The 16,983-nt window shown below is 52.5% G+C and carries 15 protein-coding genes and 1 other RNA gene; 2 read left to right on the plus strand and 14 right to left on the minus strand.

Annotated features, from left to right (window positions below; all coding sequences use genetic code 11):
* Positions 1–56: 56 nt before the first annotated feature.
* The 6 genes from thiI to IEY53_RS11715 all read right to left on the minus strand — a co-directional run bounded on the left by thiI (position 57) and on the right by IEY53_RS11715 (position 4,748).
* Positions 57–1,343: a tRNA uracil 4-sulfurtransferase ThiI gene (thiI, locus tag IEY53_RS11690; protein WP_189025054.1), complete on the minus strand. Its 1,287-nt coding sequence runs from the start codon at positions 1,341–1,343 to the stop codon at positions 57–59.
* A gap of 5 nt (positions 1,344–1,348) precedes the next feature.
* Positions 1,349–2,497 carry a cysteine desulfurase family protein gene (locus tag IEY53_RS11695; protein ID WP_189025056.1) on the minus strand — a complete coding sequence of 383 codons (1,149 nt, stop codon included), beginning with the start codon at positions 2,495–2,497 and terminating at the stop codon, positions 1,349–1,351.
* A gap of 94 nt (positions 2,498–2,591) precedes the next feature.
* Complete coding sequence (locus IEY53_RS11700; RefSeq protein WP_189025058.1) at positions 2,592–3,296, minus strand: lytic transglycosylase domain-containing protein; 705 nt, start codon at positions 3,294–3,296, stop codon at positions 2,592–2,594.
* A gap of 190 nt (positions 3,297–3,486) precedes the next feature.
* A complete protein-coding gene (locus IEY53_RS11705; RefSeq protein ID WP_229696093.1) occupies positions 3,487–3,900 on the minus strand; it encodes a DUF5353 domain-containing protein in 414 nt (137 codons plus the stop codon).
* An 11-nt stretch (positions 3,901–3,911) separates the two neighbouring features.
* The gene (locus IEY53_RS11710; protein WP_189025271.1) at positions 3,912–4,130 is read right to left on the minus strand and encodes a DUF1540 domain-containing protein; all 219 of its coding nucleotides are present in this window, start codon (positions 4,128–4,130) and stop codon (positions 3,912–3,914) included.
* Between the two features lie 120 nt (positions 4,131–4,250).
* Complete coding sequence (locus tag IEY53_RS11715) at positions 4,251–4,748, minus strand: YpuI family protein (protein WP_189025060.1); 498 nt, start codon at positions 4,746–4,748, stop codon at positions 4,251–4,253.
* Between the two features lie 246 nt (positions 4,749–4,994).
* Here IEY53_RS11715 and IEY53_RS11720 point away from each other — a divergent pair, with 246 nt between their 5' ends.
* Positions 4,995–6,881 carry a S8 family peptidase gene (locus IEY53_RS11720; protein WP_189025062.1) on the plus strand — a complete coding sequence of 629 codons (1,887 nt, stop codon included), beginning with the start codon at positions 4,995–4,997 and terminating at the stop codon, positions 6,879–6,881.
* Positions 6,882–6,897: 16 nt separating this feature from the next.
* On the opposite strand, the gene pdxR is transcribed toward IEY53_RS11720, so the two are convergent.
* Positions 6,898–8,331 carry a MocR-like pyridoxine biosynthesis transcription factor PdxR gene (gene pdxR / locus IEY53_RS11725; RefSeq protein WP_189025064.1) on the minus strand — a complete coding sequence of 478 codons (1,434 nt, stop codon included), beginning with the start codon at positions 8,329–8,331 and terminating at the stop codon, positions 6,898–6,900.
* Between the two features lie 91 nt (positions 8,332–8,422).
* On the opposite strand from pdxR, the gene IEY53_RS11730 reads away from it, so the two are divergent.
* Positions 8,423–9,637 carry an aminotransferase-like domain-containing protein gene (locus tag IEY53_RS11730; protein ID WP_189025066.1) on the plus strand — a complete coding sequence of 405 codons (1,215 nt, stop codon included), beginning with the start codon at positions 8,423–8,425 and terminating at the stop codon, positions 9,635–9,637.
* 479 nt (positions 9,638–10,116) lie between these two features.
* On the opposite strand, the gene rnpB is transcribed toward IEY53_RS11730, so the two are convergent.
* From rnpB to IEY53_RS11765, 7 genes are all read right to left on the minus strand, one after another.
* Positions 10,117–10,533, minus strand: an RNA gene (rnpB, locus tag IEY53_RS11735) — RNase P RNA component class A.
* 61 nt (positions 10,534–10,594) lie between these two features.
* Entirely contained in the window at positions 10,595–11,710 is a 1,116-nt protein-coding gene (locus IEY53_RS11740; RefSeq protein ID WP_189025068.1) for a Nif3-like dinuclear metal center hexameric protein, read from the minus strand.
* Complete coding sequence (locus IEY53_RS11745) at positions 11,686–12,483, minus strand: tRNA (adenine(22)-N(1))-methyltransferase (RefSeq protein WP_229696094.1); 798 nt, start codon at positions 12,481–12,483, stop codon at positions 11,686–11,688. The genes IEY53_RS11740 and IEY53_RS11745 overlap by 25 nt, the downstream gene beginning before the upstream one ends.
* The gene (locus IEY53_RS11750; RefSeq protein ID WP_189025070.1) at positions 12,459–13,283 is read right to left on the minus strand and encodes a hypothetical protein; all 825 of its coding nucleotides are present in this window, start codon (positions 13,281–13,283) and stop codon (positions 12,459–12,461) included. The genes IEY53_RS11745 and IEY53_RS11750 overlap by 25 nt, the downstream gene beginning before the upstream one ends.
* 115 nt (positions 13,284–13,398) lie before the next feature.
* Positions 13,399–14,532, minus strand: a complete 1,134-nt coding sequence (rpoD, locus tag IEY53_RS11755; protein WP_189025072.1) for an RNA polymerase sigma factor RpoD — start codon at positions 14,530–14,532, stop codon at positions 13,399–13,401.
* A gap of 40 nt (positions 14,533–14,572) precedes the next feature.
* The gene (gene dnaG, locus IEY53_RS11760; protein WP_229696095.1) at positions 14,573–16,408 is read right to left on the minus strand and encodes a DNA primase; all 1,836 of its coding nucleotides are present in this window, start codon (positions 16,406–16,408) and stop codon (positions 14,573–14,575) included.
* Between the two features lie 24 nt (positions 16,409–16,432).
* Positions 16,433–16,906, minus strand: coding sequence for a YaiI/YqxD family protein (locus IEY53_RS11765; RefSeq protein WP_189025074.1), 474 nt, complete (start codon positions 16,904–16,906; stop codon positions 16,433–16,435).
* Positions 16,907–16,983 lie beyond the last annotated feature (77 nt).

A 16,983-nucleotide genomic window follows, 5' to 3' on the forward strand; every position in this document is an offset into this window, starting at 1 on the left:
TCCTGTCCCATTTTTTATTGGCGGCTACATATTCTGGTCTTGTCCTGCATATTGGATCAGAACCACTCTTCCTTTATACCGGCTTCAGCGGGAACGAGATCTGCCGGTTTTTCGCCGCCATAGGGAGTAATTTGTACGGTTTCCGTGCGGTCCACTGCCGCTGCCAGAAGATCCTCATAACCCGGCAGGGTGGCTTCAATCTTGTCTACAATCCGCAGATTCGGGTTCGTTGTAGGTGATTTGGGCACAAACAGGGTACAGCAATCCTCGTACGGCAGGATCGACAGCTCATAACTGCCAATCTTCTTGGACAGCTCCACGATGTCACTCTTGTCCATCATGACCAGGGGGCGCAGCAAAGGAAGCTGGGTTGCACGGCCGATGACATTCATGCTCGGCAGTGTCTGGCTTGCCACTTGTCCCAGGCTTTCCCCTGTCACCAGTGCAAGTGCCCCTTCCCGCTCGGCAAGCCTGGCAGCGATTTTTAACATCGCCCGCCGCATCAGTGTAATCATCAGATTGTCCTGTCCGAGGCCGGTAAAAGACGTCTGCACCTCCGTAAAAGGAACCAGGTGCAGCTTAATCACCCCCGCATAACGCGACAGTACCCGTGCAAGATCGACAACCTTCTGCCGGGCAAGCTCACTTGTATATGGGTAACTGTAGAAGTGGACGCATTCCACTTCCAGTCCGCGGCGCATGGAAGACCAGCCGGCCACAGGACTGTCAATGCCGCCGGACAACAGCAGCATAGCTTTCCCGTTGGTGCCGAGCGGAAACCCACCCACACCGGCAATATTCTCGCAGAAAATATAAGTGTGGTCGTGGCGGATCTCAATCTTCAGCTCCAGCTGCGGGGATCTCATATCCACGGTAAGCCCCGGATACCCTTGCAGCAGCGGAGTGGAGACCAGCTTGTTCATTTCAATCGAGCCGTGGGGGAATTCCTTCCACACCCGCCGTACATTCACCTTAAAGGTCGAACCCTCAGCGGGGCTCAGAATCTCCAGCAGGCGGCGGCTGACGCTGATAATATCCTCAAGCGTCGACTGTGACACCTTCACCGGACTGATTGAAGCTATACCGAACACATTTTTTAAAGCTCCAGCCAGTTCAGCAGCCGGTTCTCCGTTTAATTGAACATAAATACGGCCGAACTCTTTGCCAAGCACTGCCCGGGGATAGGGCTTAATCATTTCTTTCACATGGCGCAGCACTGTTTTTTCAAACCGGGCCCGGTTTTTCCCCTTCAAGGTAAATTCTCCAAAACGCAATAACAGCATGTCGGCGTATTCTATACTGGTGCCTCTGCCGGCAACGGCGTCTGGCTCATGGGTTCTCATTAGGGCTACATGCCTCCTTCAGCAACTTTTAAAGCTTTAACAGCTGCAACAACAGCCTGTTCCAATGCGGCAACATCCGCTTCCGTGTGACTGTCCCCCAGGCTGATCCGTATGCCTCCCAAGGCTGCCGGAATATCCCTGCCCATGGACAGCAGGATCCGGCTCGGCTCGGCGAGGCGTGAAGAGCAGGCGGAACGGGTAGATACCATCATGCCCAGCTCTTCCAGCTTGCGGGCCATGACTTCCCCCTTCATGCCCGGATACGAGAAATGCACAATGTGAGGGGCTCCCTCCTCATTGCTGTTGACTACAAACTCAGGGATGCCGCGCAAGAAATGAAGCAGCCGGTTCCGGAGCGGCAGCAGCCGCCCGCACAGTTCCACACGCTGCTCCCCGCTCATCCGCACCGCCTTGGCGGAGGCAACAATGGCTGGCACATTCTCCGTCCCTGCGCGTTGTCCCGATTCATGCGAACCTCCCGTGAGCAAGGGGAACAGCTCCACACCCTTCTTGACATACAGAAGGCCCACGCCCCGCGGTCCGCGTACTTTATGCGGGGACAGGCTGTATAAATCAGCGCCCCACTCCTTCAGGGATACGGGGAGCTTGCCGTAACCCTGAACCCCGTCCACATGAAACAAGGTGCGCGGGTTGACGGCCTTGATCGCCGTTCCGATTGCCCCAACCGGTTGAACCGTTCCGACCTCATTGTTGACATGCATAACGCTGACCAATATAGTATCCCGGCGTACAGCCTCCGCGATACGGAACGGGTCAATGACCCCACTGCTCTCCGGGGCGATAAAAGTCACCTCAAAACCCAACTTCTGCAGCTGTACACAGCTCTCATATACAGAAGGATGCTCCAATTCCGTAGTTATAATATGGCGGCCTCTTCCCTGGTATTGCAGGGCAGCGCCTTTTATCGCCAGATTGTTGCTCTCTGTAGCTCCGGAGGTAAATACAATCTCCTCCGGCTGTACGGACAGTGCTGCGGCGCATACTTCGCGCGAGCGGCTGATCAGCCTGCCTGCCTCAAGCCCTGCACGATGCATGGAAGAAGGATTGGCGTAATGAAGCTTCATGATTTGTTCCATAGTCTGAACGACCTCATCATAAGGTGGGGCGGCGGCGGCATAATCCCAATAAATCATAGGTTGTTTATCTCCTTTGCTAACGTTGAAAAAGGATCAAACGGGTTCCCCCAGCCACAGGGCTGTAAAGGGTGTTTCCGCTTGATCCTTATTATTATACCGCGTATTGGGCGCGGGCGCGTTCAATTTTGAAGATATAGGACTGGGTCTCCTTCGGGAGCTCCTCAAGCTTGGCCATCAGCTCCTGATCGTTGCTGACCCCGAGCTTCGCCACCCGTCCAGGCCCGGCATTATAGGCAGCCAGCGCCATTTTCTCCTGCCCGTCAAACCGCTTCAGCTGATAGGATAAATAACGGACGCCTCCGTCTATGCTTTGAGCAGGGTCAAAGGGGTCCGATACTCCCAGCCCATTTGCCGTTCCGTCCATCAGCTGCATCAACCCTTTGGCTCCGGCGGAAGAGACGACACTCGGATTGAAGGAGGATTCCGTATCAATCACCGCTTTGATCAAATCCGCCGGCACGCCATATTTGGCGCTAGCAGTCTGAATCAGCTCTTCGTAATCGGTAGGCACAGTCTCGGTTATTTCCCCGGAAATGCCGGTTCCTGGCACAATGCTTGTGTACCCTGGATCCGTGCCGCTCAATTGCTGCCACAGCAGTCCTTCCGTGGAGGCAGTACTCGTAAAAGTAGCCATCTTGTTCTCTGCGGAAGATGATGCCTCCTGCAGGGCCCCGTTAAAGGTAGCCGAAGAGGTCCCCGGTGCCGGTGTACTTGTATTGCTGACAGCAGCCGGACTCTTCAGATTTACCCATTTCAGCTGCCCAGTTCCACTGAGCGTCGCCGGATTGATTTGCATACCGATACATTCCTTCTTCCTGTTGATTCTGTATATTTGAATGACTTATCATTTGAAATTAAAAAGATGCCTTAAGTTTACAATCAAATGATTGGGAATGCTATACAGTGGTATGAAAAAACAGACTTCAGACCCGTATAATTAGGTCTTGAAGCCTGTTTGAACTTCCGGAACCTGAAACTGACGCAAGCTAACGTGCGAAAGGAATCATCACAAAATAACTGAGCGTTGCCACAATCCCCAGGCCCATGGCCCAAGCTCCAGCAGTTTTTTGCCCTTTAGTATAAGCAAAATAACCAAGTATGGCAGCAACAGGCCCCAGAATCACGGACCACATAAACAAAGAGGCTATCCCGAAACCCAGCCCAAGATAGCCCATCCATCGGCTATTCTCGACTGCTCCTTCTCTGGGCGCCGTTTCTTCTCCCTGTTCACGGGCCTCCGCTTGGCGTACATGGACGGGGAGCGGGCTCACTTCGGCCGCATATTCCTCTTCATGTTTTCTTTCCCGCCGGGGATAATCCACCCTCCGCGGGCGCAGAATAACTCTTCGGGGTTTGTGCGAGCCGTCGGCTCGTGTTGAATCATCTTTTTCCGTATCCATAGGTTTACCTCCTAAGACTTCGGCTTGAATGTCAGACAGCAGGTTGCCGACGAGGTTCCGGCTTGGTCGCGGTGTCCCGCTTCCGTCATTTCTTCGGCATATTCTTCCTTGAACCTGGTGCCTGAGTGTTTGTCGATCTCGATAAGGATCTCATCCGCTTTGCATAAGTTCTGTTCTCCCCAATAATGACAATTGCTTACGCTGCATTTCACCAATGTTTTTGGAGTCATCTTTATCACCTCGGGTTCATTATGTCCGCCTTCGGCCCCCGCTATGCGATGCAAAAAAGACCATTCCAGTCTCCGCTTGCGGAGTTACTCGAATGGCCTTTTGGCAAAAGTTAAGTTGTATTATACTTGGTTCTGCATCCGTTTCTCGGTCAAATAATCATTCTCATAATAGCTGAGTTCGTCCCGCAGCTCTTCATAGGTCTTGGTAATATCCAGAATGATATCGCGTGCCGGGCGGACCGGCTTCTTGCGGAAGCGGATCGCATCCTGACCGGTATAGGCATAGCGGCCATCTTCGGAATAGCTTTCATTCTTCGGATAGAAGAAGTTGCTCACACCGTAATGATATAAGTTATAAAGCGCTTTTTGCGCAAAGGATTCGTCGAATGAGGCACGGCGCAGCGCAACTCCCAGTTTCTCGTAAGACATCTCGGAGAAAACCAACAGATGGCGCAGATCGGACAGAAACCCTTGATAAAAGACAGTTGTTTCTTCATCCTGTTCGGTCACAAGCTGTGGAAGCGCGTTTTCGTTAAGGAATAATTCCAATTTGTCGATCGCAAATTTCAGCTTTTCTCTTGTCGTTTCACACAATTTCTGCACATTGGCTGCTGACATGGCGGTTGCTCCCCCTTAATATTCCTTGCTCTTGTAGTCAATGATCATTCTTCACTTATTGCTTCTTGCCTATCATAATACCTGATTAAACCTTATCAATGCAATTATCTCATTCCAAATAAAGCGTATACCTCTTTGATAGTATCATAAAATAATGGACGACGGTATCCTTTTTACGCCGATGTATAAAACATCCGCACGCTCCTCAACCTATAGACATTACAATGCCAGGAAGGAGCGGTAAATATGTCACGAAAAAATAGAACAGTCGCCGGTCTTGTTACCGCAGCTTTGGTGGTGGTGATGCTGACTTTTGCACTTCGCCCTGTGGATGTGGATGAAGGGAACCCCAAGCAAGCATCTGTACCGGATCCCTATAACGAAAAAGCGTTCAAAAAAACCGCCTTGGTTCAGGACGTTACTGCCAGCGACAGCCTCAACAAGGCCGATGTCAGCAAACATCTAAAGACCATGCTCGCCGAGACTCACGGCTCCTCTCCCCGGGATATATCAGTGTATGCCAGACAGCTCCAGCAGGGGCACGGGCATATAACCATGCTGATGTGGATTGATTTCCGGAACAATGACACCAGAACCTTCAAGACCGCACTTCCCAAAGGCTCTGCCAAGGAAAACAGGCTGCTGCTGAGCTATTTGAATTCGGCCAAATCCGCGCTCAAACGCCACCAGTCTTACGAATCCCCTTCTTTTACCGTCGGAAAAGAAAAGTATTATTATATGGCGCAGCGCGGCCAGGACGGGCATATCGGCATCATTGCTCTGATCAACCAAAAAATATTGACACGCGTGGCAGAACACCAGCTCAAAAATCTGCGGCTCATTCCTTACCCCAAAGAAGGAAAATTCCGTGTGGAGTCGGTACATGCCGACACCCTGGGCAGCCTCACTGTCAAGACAGGACATGATAACGAGAAGGCCAGCCATTACTATGAGAATGAGGTTGTCGTACGCTTCCCGAATGGCCACCCTACCAAAGAGCAGCTGCAGACGATAGCGGCGGACATTCATTGCAAGCAGCCGCGCAAACTTGGTTATGCTTATATTTTCCGTTCAGAGCGTTTGAATTACAATCAGCTGAAAGCGTATTTTACGAACAAATGGCATCCCGCCTATATCGAACCTCACTATATGTATTTAACCAATGATACGGTCAGCGAAAATACCGGGGCGCCCCTCCCCCCAAATGATCTGCTGTTCTCGGCCTACCAGTGGAATCTCCCGGCCATCGAGACGGAGCAGGGCTGGAGCTTGTCCAAAGGCAGCGAAGATGTGATCGTAGCGGTTGTGGACACAGGAGTGCAGGCCAGCCATCCCGATCTGAAGGGGCAGCTGCTCGCTGGGTACAATGCCATCGCCAGCGGCGGAACCCCGGACGACGATGTAGGGCATGGCACACATGTGTCCGGCATCATCGGAGCATTGGTCAACAATAGCGAAGGGGTGGCAGGCATCAGCTGGTACAACAAGATTATGCCGGTTAAAGCCCTGGACAACTCCGGTGCAGGTACCACCTATTCCGTGGCCGAAGGCATTATCTGGGCAGCCGACCACGGCGCCAAAGTGATCAACCTCAGTCTTGGCAATTATGCCGACTCCCAGTTTCTGCATGATGCGATTAAATATGCCTATGACCGTGATATTGTTCTTGTTTCCGCCGCGGGAAATGACAATACAGAGCGCCCGGGATATCCGGCAGCTTATGAGGAGGTGCTTGCCGTAGCCGCAACCAATGCGTCCCGGGAAAAAGCCACTTTCTCCAATTACGGCGATTACATTGATGTAACGGCTCCGGGCGAGAGTATTGCCAGCACGTATATGGGCAGCCAATATGCGGCTTTATCCGGCACTTCGATGGCCAGTCCGCATGTTGCGGCCCTCGCCGGGCTAATCCGCTCCCTGAATCCCGCACTGACGAACCAGGAAGTGATGGAGCTGATGTGCAGCAACACGATTGATCTTGGCACTCCCGGTCATGACAAATATTATGGCTGGGGCCAGGTAGACATCTATAAAACCCTTCAGGCCGCTGCCGGCGATGAGACTCCGCTGCAATTATGGCCGCAGCAGGTGCGCCAGCAAATGAAACAGCTGCAACAACGTCTGGAGAAATAATAAGTCTTCCACCGGCTTAGCTCAGATACTTGTCCAATAAATCAAGAAACGAAGCTAAACCCTGCTGCATATCTTCTTCGCTCATCTGTGAATAACAGAGCCGGATATGCCGTGAGGGTGTGTGGCCGGCGTAACAGACATCCCCGGGCAAAAAAGAGATGCCCTGCTGCCCGGCAAGCTCGTGCAGCCTGCCGATGTCCTGCGAAGGAGGCAGCTCAAGCCACAGACTCAGTCCTCCCTCCGGCAGGTTCCATGTCACCCCTGGCGGGGCGTACCGCTTTAGCAGCTTGTCGGCCAGCTCCATGCGCCTGCGCAGAATCATCCGCAACTCCGCGGCATAAGCATCATATTTCTTGGCAATAAAGGGCAGAACTGCCCGCTGTGTCAGCAGCGGCCCGCCAAGGTCGCTAGCTGATTTGGCGGCGATCAGCCGGGACAGAATGTCGCCGCCGGCGGCCACACAGGCAACCCGGGATCCCGGGGCCAGCACTTTGCTGAAGCTTTTCATATAGACGACATGTCCGTCCGTATCCAGCGATTTGATTGGCGGCGGGGGCGGGGAATGAAAATACAGGTCGCTGAACGGATCATCCTCCACAAGAAGACAACGGTAGCTGCGCACAATTTCCAGCAGCCGTTGTCTTCTTGCCATGCTCATAGTGACCCCACTGGGATTCTGGAAGGTCGGTGCCGTATAGATGAGCTTGGGCGGTCTCTCGTCGCATAAGCGGGTGAGGACATCCACTTTCATGCCTTCCTCATCCATCGGGACAAAAATCATCTCCGCCCCTCTGCCTGCAAACACATCAATAGCTCCGGTATAGCTGGGCGCTTCCAAATATACGGTGTCACCCGGACCCACGAAGGTGCGGGCTACCAAATCAATACCCTGCTGTGTGCCGCTTGTAATCATCAGGTCGGAAGAAGCCAGCTTGATCCCTCTTGCCAGCAGATGGGCCCGCATCGTTTCCCGCAGATCCGGATCTCCCTGGAAATTCCCGTAGGTCGCCATCAGTTCAGGCTGCGCTGTAACCAGCGCTGCCATAGTCGCCCCGATCTGCTCCAAGGGGAGCAGCCCGCTGTGAATGGCCGCCAGATGGAAGGGGTATTTCACTTCCGAATCCTTAAAATTCCGCCACAGCTGGGCCCGCGGCAAATAATCATTATAGTGTTCCTGCCAGCTGTGCCCTTCGCTTTGCTTGAACAGCTCAGGATTCGCCACAAAACAGCCTTTGCCTTGACTGCATATAATCATTCCCGATCGCTCGAGCTCGGCATAGGCTTTGCTTACAGTCACTTGACTAACCTTAAGGGAGACAGCCAGGGAACGTACGGAAGGCAGCCTGGCGCCCGGCTGCAGCAGGCCGGAGCGTATCCGCTGGGCCAGTGTACCGCTGATCTGCTGAGGCAAGGATTTGCTGCTGCTGCTGCGGATCAAATCAATATGCATCGGCTACCTCCTTCACTGTTATATTCATCGCTTTACTGTTATACCGTCCTGCCGTTATGATACCATCAAATTGAAAGGTGGGAGCATGTTTATGAATATTAATTACTCGGCCGCAGCCAGCCATCTGGGTTCCTCGGCCGTACGCGATATCCTGAAGGTGACACAAGGCAAAGATATCATTTCCCTGGCAGGAGGACTTCCAGCCGAGGAGCTGTTTCCAATGGAGGCGTTACGTGAGGCCTACAGCCGGGTACTCTCCACCGATTCTTCCGCCCTTCAATACGGCCTCACTGAGGGCTACACCCCGCTGCGCGACAAGATTGCCGCCAGGCTTCAGGAGCAAGGGATTTCCGTTACTGCCTCAGAGCTCCTCCTGACTACCGGCTCTCAGCAAGCGATTGACCTGATCTGCAGAATTCTGCTGGACCCGGGAGATGCAGTGCTCGTGGAAGCCCCCACTTATCTCGCAGCCCTGCAGGTTCTCGGCTCTTACCGCGCCGACATCCAAACGGTCGCAAATGATGAGCAGGGCATGCTTCCGGATGATTTGGAGGACAAACTGCGGAAATTCAAACCCAAGCTGCTGTACGCTGTACCTACCTTTAACAATCCTTCAGGGGCAACTTGGAGCAAGGAGCGCCGTGAGCAGGTTGTTGAATTGTGCCGCCGCTACGGAGTTCTTATTCTGGAAGACAATCCTTATGGGGAGATCAAATTTGAAAAGAACAACAAGCTTTACCCGCTCCCGCTTGCATCCATTGACCAGAACTACGGTAGCGAGCCCTGTGTTATTTATACAGGAACGTTCTCCAAAATTGTTGCTCCGGCCCTGCGCACCGGCTGGGTGACCGGTCCACCGGAGCTGATCAAGGTTCTGACCAAAGCGAAGCAGGCTGCGGATCTCCATTCCAGTACCATTGATCAACGCGCCCTCGATCAGCTGCTGACCAGCTTCGATATTGACAAGCATATCCGCCTGATCTCTGCGGAGTATGCGTCCCGGATGGAGCTGCTCTCGGCTGAACTTACTTCCCGCAGCTGGGAAGGGGTTCATTTCCAGAAACCGCGGGGCGGAATGTTCCTGTGGCTGACCCTGCCTCAGGAGATTCAGGCCGCAGCGCTGCTCCCGCTCGCTGTAGAGAAGGGCGTTGCTTTTGTCCCCGGCGAGGTGTTCTATTCCGAGCAGCCGCAGAAGAATACGATGCGGCTCAATTTCACACACACTCGGCCGGAGCTGATTCCGGTGGCGGTACAGCGACTGGAGGAGGCACTCGTGCAGTGGCGGCACAGCACGCAGTTAATCTAATAAGGTCCGTTTTCAAAAGTAACTTTTCTACCGAGTGAGACAGTCCCGAATTATTTTAAAAACGGCAAAAGACAGCAGAGCAGCGATTCTCCCGTATACTTGGGAATCGCTGCTCTGCTTTTTTGGTTATTGGCGTACTCGCCGAAAAACAACGGGGATTCCCCAAAGCTGCGCCGGGCGCTCCATGAGAGGCATTTTTGCCTCTCTTTTCGCCCATTCCCGCGCTGGGCGCTCCATGAGAGGCATTTTTGCCTCTCTTTTCGCCCATTCCCGCGCTGGGCGCTCTATGAGAGGCATTTTTGCCTCTCATGGGTCGGCACTTCCATTTTACCAGTTAATCTAACACAAAGAGGTGCCCCTGGGAGCCATTTTCATGACTTCCGGGACACCTCTTGTAGTATCTATGCAAGCCTAAGCTTGATCTATAGTCTCTTATATTAAAATCCTATTATTGCCTTGCAATTGAATGTTGTTGCAGTTAGGAAAGTTTGCCGTAAGCCGGGTTCTGTGCTCGTCGTGGTTCATACGGGAACTACCCTCCCACCATAAGCGACAATCATCTATCTAGGCCATACATTACTGCACAGCTCCAGCGACCAACCTAGACACGCCTCAGGCGAAGGCTGCTTCCCCCCGTTAAGGTGAAAGCTGCGTCTCATTAGGTCTTGCTCCAGATGGGGTTTACCAGGAACGAAGTCACCAGCGTTCCTCGGGGTCTCTTACACCTCGGTTCCATCCTTGCCTGTGCCGCCCGAAAGCGGCCATCGGCGGTCCATTTCTGTGGCACTATCCTTCGGCTCGCGCCGACTGGACGTTATCCAGCACCCTGCCTTGTGGAGCCCGGACTTTCCTCCCGCGGCGTCTTCACGCGCGCCGGCGATTGTCTGTCAAACTTCCCGATCAACATTATATATTATACAGACATCTTATAGTCGGCACAAGTGTTAATCTATGGGTCTACAGGAAACGGAACGGCTCGGTATTGACCCCGGAAGCGTACACGGCCGTCTCATATTTATGTTCTGCCAGCTTGCCCGCCATCCATTCCGTGACTTTAACCTTCATGATCTTCTCCGCATTATGCCCCGGATCAATCAGTGTAAGGCCGGCCAGACCAGCATCCTGGGCGGTATGGTAATCGATATCGCCCGTAACCAGCACATCTGCCCCCTTAAAAATGGCGCTGTTATAATACTTGGCTCCAGATCCGCCCATGACAGCAGCCTTGCGGATAGGACGGTCGAGATCGCCGACTACCCGCACATGGTCCACCTGAAGCCCGATCTTGACCGTCTCGACAAATTGTCTCAAAGTTACAGGCTCTTTCAGCTTGCCGACTCTGCCCAGTCCGAGACTGCGGCCCTTGAGATCCATGGAGTAAAGATCATAGGCAACCTCTTCGTAAGGGTGGGCTTTGAGCATCGCCTGCACCACCTTGTTCCGGATGCTGCGGGGGACAATCGTTTCTATGCGGACTTCCTCGGCGCGTTCCATTTTACCGGATTCCCCGATATAAGGCTCTGCTCCTTCACGAGGAATAAAAGTGCCGTAGCCTTCAATATTGAAGCTGCAATGGCTGTAATTGCCGATATGTCCCGCCCCGGCGTTCAGGATAGCATCCAGCACCTTTTGGTGATGGTCTTTCGGCACAAACACGACAAGCTTGGACAATTCTTCGGAATGGATATCCTTGATTGGGACCCCATCCTCAATCCCCAGCGCTTCTGCCATCCAGTCATTCATCCCGCCTTCCGTCACATCCAGGTTCGTATGGCTGATGTAGACGGCAATATCATTTTTGATCAGCTTCTCGTACAACCGCCCCATGGGCGTATCCGTCTGAATTCCCTGCAGCGGCCGGAAGATAATGGCATGATGGGCTATGATCAGGTTGCAGCCGAGCCTGATGGCTTCCCGGGCAACCTCATCGTTGACATCAAGAGCTACTAGTACACCGGTAATCTCTTTGTGCAGGCTGCCCAGCTGAAGGCCCACCTTGTCCCATTCCTCTGCCAGATGCTTGGGGGCCAGCTGTTCCATGTATTGAATTACAGTTTGTCCTTTGGCAAACATTGCAGCACCTCCGTGATTTGCTTGATCTGTGTATTAATCTGATTCCGTTTGGTTTCAGCCGATTCAAGCTCTGAACGGGACAGCGAAGCCAGTATGCCTTCCAGCTTCTGGATCTCTCCCTGCCATTTGTCCCTGAATACCCGGTTCGGCGCTTTCAGCAGCCAGGGCCCCATCTGCAGCAAGGTCTCCTTGCCGCAAACTACCGCCCCTTCATTCAGGTTGAGGTCGCGGTACACCTCCTCATTAGTGAGGCCACCTTCCTCTTCAGACACGGCCGTGAGGACTTCATAGAGCTTGCCGTCCTCCTCCAGGATGCTCTCGGCTGTCAGGACCCAGCCATTGCCGAGCAGCCAGCGGCGCAGGATATCCTCGCCCACATTCGGCTGAAGGATGAGGACTTGAACTCCCTTGAGCTTCCCCCCGGCAGCGCCCCGCTCCAGAATGGAAGCAATCAGAGCTCCCCCCATTCCGGCGATGGTAATACAGTTCACTTCACCTGGTTCAATTACATCCAGCCCATCACCGCGCCGTACGGAGATTATACTGCCCTTTCCGGCCTCTGCTACTCCTTTACGGGCAGCTTCGAAGGGTCCGGGGTTTACCTCGCCTGCTACGGCAAATACGGCCTTACCGGTCTGCACAGCAGCAATAGGGAGCAAGGCATGGTCAGAGCCGATGTCAGCCAGCCTGCTTCCTGACGGAATCTGCTCCAGCAAGCACTGAAGCCGGTTTGATAATTTCACGTTGTTCATGATGCCACCCACGTTATCCATTTTTTTCGGTACATGAACAGCAGGGCAAGGCCTGCTGCAATTTTGGTTATTAGCATTAGCGATATCCACTGCGGATAATCCTGTCTCAGCAACAAAGCATCTATTTCCGGCATCATCCATAACGAGACGCCAACTGCAAAGTAAACACCCGAAACCCCGCTGACCCTGTGATGCAGCAGCCAACTCAGCCACACCATCACTATGCACAGCGGAAGCCACAGCAGCTCCAGTTCAAAAATGGATGCTTCCGGACGGAACGCCCCGGCGAATCCCGCATACAAGAGCGCCCAAAAGGCAAAGCCGCTGTATTGCAGCAGCCCTATCCGCAGCACAAAGCCCAGAACGCACCACAACAGGCCGCAGCCTGCAATTAGTAGCGGCCTCCAGAAGTCCGGATTAAGATCATGCAAAGCGATCATCCAGAGCCCAAAACCCAGGGTCAGCACACTGCCGGCTCCTGCCAATATAAGGCTGAGCACTGTCTGCCTGTCTCTATACACCGCCGCGAAACCGTAACAGACAATTAAGACAGAAAGGGCCGTAGCGATTTGCAAAGGCCAGGGAAAAACGCTAAAATAAAGACTAATCAAGAAAATCAAGGAAATAATCCCAAAACCAAACAGCCACAACTTGATGCTTCCCTGGCCAATATTATGTAATGAGAGCGGATTGCTGTCCTTTGCCTTAGTTTCATCATCATAGAGGTTGGTCAAGAAATCGCAATATTGCTCCGGAAGCAGTCTGCTGTTTCGCCAATATTGAATCTCTTTTAATATAATGTCGCGTTTCCCCAAATTCACCGGCTCATCCCTCTTTCCAGGCCTACAAGGTCATTATATAACATTGTAATATTTCCCATCGGTGAAATCAAAAAGACCTCCTGCCACTGTGCAGCAGAAGGTCCGTTCACCCATACTATTCGAGGAAATCCTTAAGCCGTTTGCTCCGGCTTGGATGGCGCAGCTTACGCAGTGCCTTGGCTTCGATCTGGCGAATCCGCTCCCGGGTTACGCCGAATACTTTGCCCACTTCCTCCAGTGTTCTCGTCCGGCCGTCATCCAGTCCGAAACGCAGACGCAGCACGTTCTCTTCACGCTCTGTGAGCGTGTCCAGCACATCCTCCAGCTGTTCCTTCAGCAGTTCATAAGCCGCCGCATCCGCCGGCGCCAGTGCTTCCTGATCCTCTATGAAATCGCCCAGATGGGAGTCATCCTCTTCACCGATCGGTGTTTCCAGCGATACCGGCTCTTGCGCGATCTTCATGATTTCTCTGACCTTCTCAACGGTCAGCTCCATCTCCGCCGCAATTTCTTCCGGCGATGGCTCACGCCCAAGCTCCTGCAGCAGCTGACGGGACACACGAATCAGCTTATTAATGGTCTCTACCATATGCACCGGAATACGGATGGTCCGTGCCTGGTCCGCAATGGCCCGGGTGATGGCTTGACGAATCCACCAGGTGGCGTAGGTACTGAATTTGAAGCCTTTATTATGGTCGAATTTCTCTACCGCTTTGATCAGACCCATGTTGCCTTCCTGAATCAGATCCAGAAACAGCATACCGCGGCCCACATAACGTTTGGCGATACTGACCACCAGGCGCAGGTTCGCTTCCGCAAGGCGCCGTTTCGCTTCTTCGTCACCATTCTTGATCCGCATGGCAAGCTCCACTTCGTCATCCGCAGATAACAGGGGAACACGGCCAATCTCCTTCAGATACATCCGGACAGGATCATTGATCTTGATTCCCGGCGGGAGTGACAAATCATCGTCAAAGCTGAAATCATCGCTGTCGCTGTTCTCATTGTCCTCACTCGGGCGGAGAGTGGTAACCTCCTCATCGTTCTCGTTGACCACTTCAATCCCCAAATCACTAAGCTGCTCATAAAATTCTTCCATTTGCTCGGGGTCTTGATCAAACGGCGACAATTTCTCCATAATATCTTTGTAGTTGAGTGATGATCTTTTTTTGCCTTGCTCTACAAGCTGATCCTTAACCTGATCCAAAGTAAATTCTGCTTCCAATTCAGTATGCTGATCGTTCGCCATAATTCGACTCCCTCCTCCCTAGGTACATCCTGTCATCCATTCATTGTCTCTCTAGGGCTATAATCTCACTTGCTATTTGTGCCGCACGCAAAAAGTCACCGGACTTCTCCGCTTGAATCATCTCTTCGCGCTTCTGTTCCATCCTGCGCTGCAGGGGGTATTTCTTTACTTCACGGATGCAATCATCCAGCACCTGCACATTCCAGTCCGGAGGGGTATCCATCATGGATATGGAGGTTGCCGTCTTCTCCAGACGGTCATCCTGAAGTGAGGATAGAAACCGGCTGATGCCGGGTGGTTTGCCTTGAGCATAATAGGCGTATAGATAAGCGGCGATTGCCGCATGATCATCGATGTTAAAATCTTCTCCGAGGCGTTCGCTCACATACGATGCGGCTTCCGGGTCCTGAATCATAAAGGACAGCAGACGCCTTTCCGCGACATGATAAGCGGGCAGCAGTGTAGGTGTCTGCACTTGCCCTTTTTTATGCCTACCATTATTCCACCTTTTGTCGTTATTATCCCCTTCGGGGATGTTTTTTTGCATCGATGCCCGGAGTAAATTGCAATCCTGCTTCAAACTATCATATGACAGCTCAAGCTCGGAGGCGATTTCCCTCAGGTAAACCTCGCGTTCCGTTGAGGAATGCAGGGTGGCTATAACCTCCAAAGCCTCCTTGACATAGGCGATTTTGCCATCTTCCTCTAGGAGTATATGGTTTTTTTTCAGATATATAAGCTTAAATTTCACGGGGGAAACAGCCGATTCAATCACCTGTTCCCTAAATCTGTCCCCGCCGTAACGCGAGACAAATTCATCCGGGTCAAGGCCGCTTGGCAGCAGTGCCACCTTGACCTGCAGTTCATTCGCTTCGAGCAGTCCGATGGCCTTCATTGCAGCGGCTTGTCCCGCCCGGTCGCCGTCATAAGACAGTACAATTTCATCGGCCAGACTCTTCAACAGCGCTACATGGCCGTCCGTAAGCGAGGTCCCCATGGTTGCCACACCGTTATGCACCCCTGCCTCCCAAGCCGAAATGACATCCCCGTATCCTTCAAACAGAACGATTTGCCGCGTTTTGCGGATGGATGCTTTGGACTGGTGCAGATTGTACAGAATGCGGCTTTTGTTAAACAGCTTGCTGTCGGGAGAATTTAAATACTTCGGCTGGCCCTCTCCCAGAATTCTTCCGGCAAAAGCAATCACCTTGCCCGTCCGGTTCGCAATCGGAAAAATGATGCGTCCACGGAAACGGTCAACATACCCCTTGCCTTCGCTTCTGGCCGACAGCAGCCCGCCTTTCTCCATCTCGCCCAGGTCAAAATTTCTTTTCTCCAGAAACTGGAGCAAGGTATCCCAGCGGTCCGGAGCATATCCGATCTGGAATTTATCAATCATTTGGTCACTGAAGTTCCGGGATCTTAAATATTCCATCGCGGCTGTGCCGTGTTCCGTATTCTTCAGCAAATAATGATAGAACTTCGCAGACCATTCGTAGGCCTGGAGCAGCCTGTCGCGTTCCGGGTCCGGGGGAGACATCATGCCGCCTTTGCCCTCGGGAATGGGAATGTCGCTTTCCTCTGCCATAATTCTGACCGCTTCGGGGAAGGATAACCCTTCGATTTCCATCCTGAATTTGATGGCATTTCCACCCATACCGCAGCCAAAACAATGAAAGACTCCACGATCCGGTGTTACTGTAAAGGAAGGGGTCTTTTCCGAATGAAACGGGCAGAGGCCCCATAAATATTTCCCCTGCTTGGACAAATGGACAACTTTACCGACTGTATCGACAATGTCATGACGAGCCAGAACGTTCTCGATCACTTCTTCCGGAATATTCCCATGTCCGCTAGCCACTTCAACCACCTTCATCTCTTAACAAATAAATAGTATTCGCTACTGCTGCACGTTCTCCTGCAAAAATGTTAAAAGTTTTGTCAGTTTATGTTGAAAAAAAACTTTTTCCTCGGGTGTGATTGCTTTGGGCCCCTTGGAGTAATGGCCTCTGCGGCGTTGAACCGCCTTGGCATGCCTGCTCTCAAGCATAAAATCCATATTGGAATCATCATACTCCTGTCCGCGATTCGACAGCACCCTGCAGCGTTTGCCGAGCGCCAGAGCCGCCAGCCCGTAATCCTGTGTAATGACTACATCCCCTGCAGAGATATGATTGGCGATATACAGGTCGGCGCTGTCCGCTCCCCGGTCAACCTGGATGACAGTGACGCCTTCCTCCGCTTTCAGCACATGATCAAAGGACGAAACCATTAATACCGGAATCCCAAAGGAACGGGCAACCGTTGCGATTTCCTTTTTGACCGGACAAGCATCTCCATCCACCACTATGGTTCTTCCCTGGGACCTTTCCATGAGCTCACCAAATTCCCGTGTAATATATATACGCTTCAGCTTGCTGAAATTCCTTCTTTGTAAAGCATAAATACGGA

Source organism: Paenibacillus albidus, assembly GCF_014644435.1.
GTDB lineage: Bacteria > Bacillota > Bacilli > Paenibacillales > Paenibacillaceae > Paenibacillus_AQ > Paenibacillus_AQ albidus.

What these genes read in the sequence shown, in the direction of transcription:
- IEY53_RS11700 (WP_189025058.1), bottom strand. Translation starts at nt 3,296, where the DNA reads ATGCAAATCAATCCGGCGACGCTCAGTGGAACTGGGCAGCTGAAATGG.
- IEY53_RS11715 (WP_189025060.1), bottom strand. Translation starts at nt 4,748, where the DNA reads ATGTCAGCAGCCAATGTGCAGAAATTGTGTGAAACGACAAGAGAAAAG.
- IEY53_RS11740 (WP_189025068.1), bottom strand. Translation starts at nt 11,710, where the DNA reads ATGTTTGCCAAAGGACAAACTGTAATTCAATACATGGAACAGCTGGCC.
- IEY53_RS11720 (WP_189025062.1), top strand. Translation starts at nt 4,995, where the DNA reads ATGTCACGAAAAAATAGAACAGTCGCCGGTCTTGTTACCGCAGCTTTG.
- pdxR (WP_189025064.1), bottom strand. Translation starts at nt 8,331, where the DNA reads ATGCATATTGATTTGATCCGCAGCAGCAGCAGCAAATCCTTGCCTCAG.
- rpoD (WP_189025072.1), bottom strand. Translation starts at nt 14,532, where the DNA reads ATGGCGAACGATCAGCATACTGAATTGGAAGCAGAATTTACTTTGGAT.
- IEY53_RS11745 (WP_229696094.1), bottom strand. Translation starts at nt 12,483, where the DNA reads ATGGATAACGTGGGTGGCATCATGAACAACGTGAAATTATCAAACCGG.
- IEY53_RS11765 (WP_189025074.1), bottom strand. Translation starts at nt 16,906, where the DNA reads ATGGAAAGGTCCCAGGGAAGAACCATAGTGGTGGATGGAGATGCTTGT.
- IEY53_RS11730 (WP_189025066.1), top strand. Translation starts at nt 8,423, where the DNA reads ATGAATATTAATTACTCGGCCGCAGCCAGCCATCTGGGTTCCTCGGCC.
- IEY53_RS11710 (WP_189025271.1), bottom strand. Translation starts at nt 4,130, where the DNA reads ATGACTCCAAAAACATTGGTGAAATGCAGCGTAAGCAATTGTCATTAT.
- IEY53_RS11695 (WP_189025056.1), bottom strand. Translation starts at nt 2,497, where the DNA reads ATGATTTATTGGGATTATGCCGCCGCCGCCCCACCTTATGATGAGGTC.
- IEY53_RS11705 (WP_229696093.1), bottom strand. Translation starts at nt 3,900, where the DNA reads ATGGATACGGAAAAAGATGATTCAACACGAGCCGACGGCTCGCACAAA.
- thiI (WP_189025054.1), bottom strand. Translation starts at nt 1,343, where the DNA reads ATGAGAACCCATGAGCCAGACGCCGTTGCCGGCAGAGGCACCAGTATA.
- dnaG (WP_229696095.1), bottom strand. Translation starts at nt 16,408, where the DNA reads ATGAAGGTGGTTGAAGTGGCTAGCGGACATGGGAATATTCCGGAAGAA.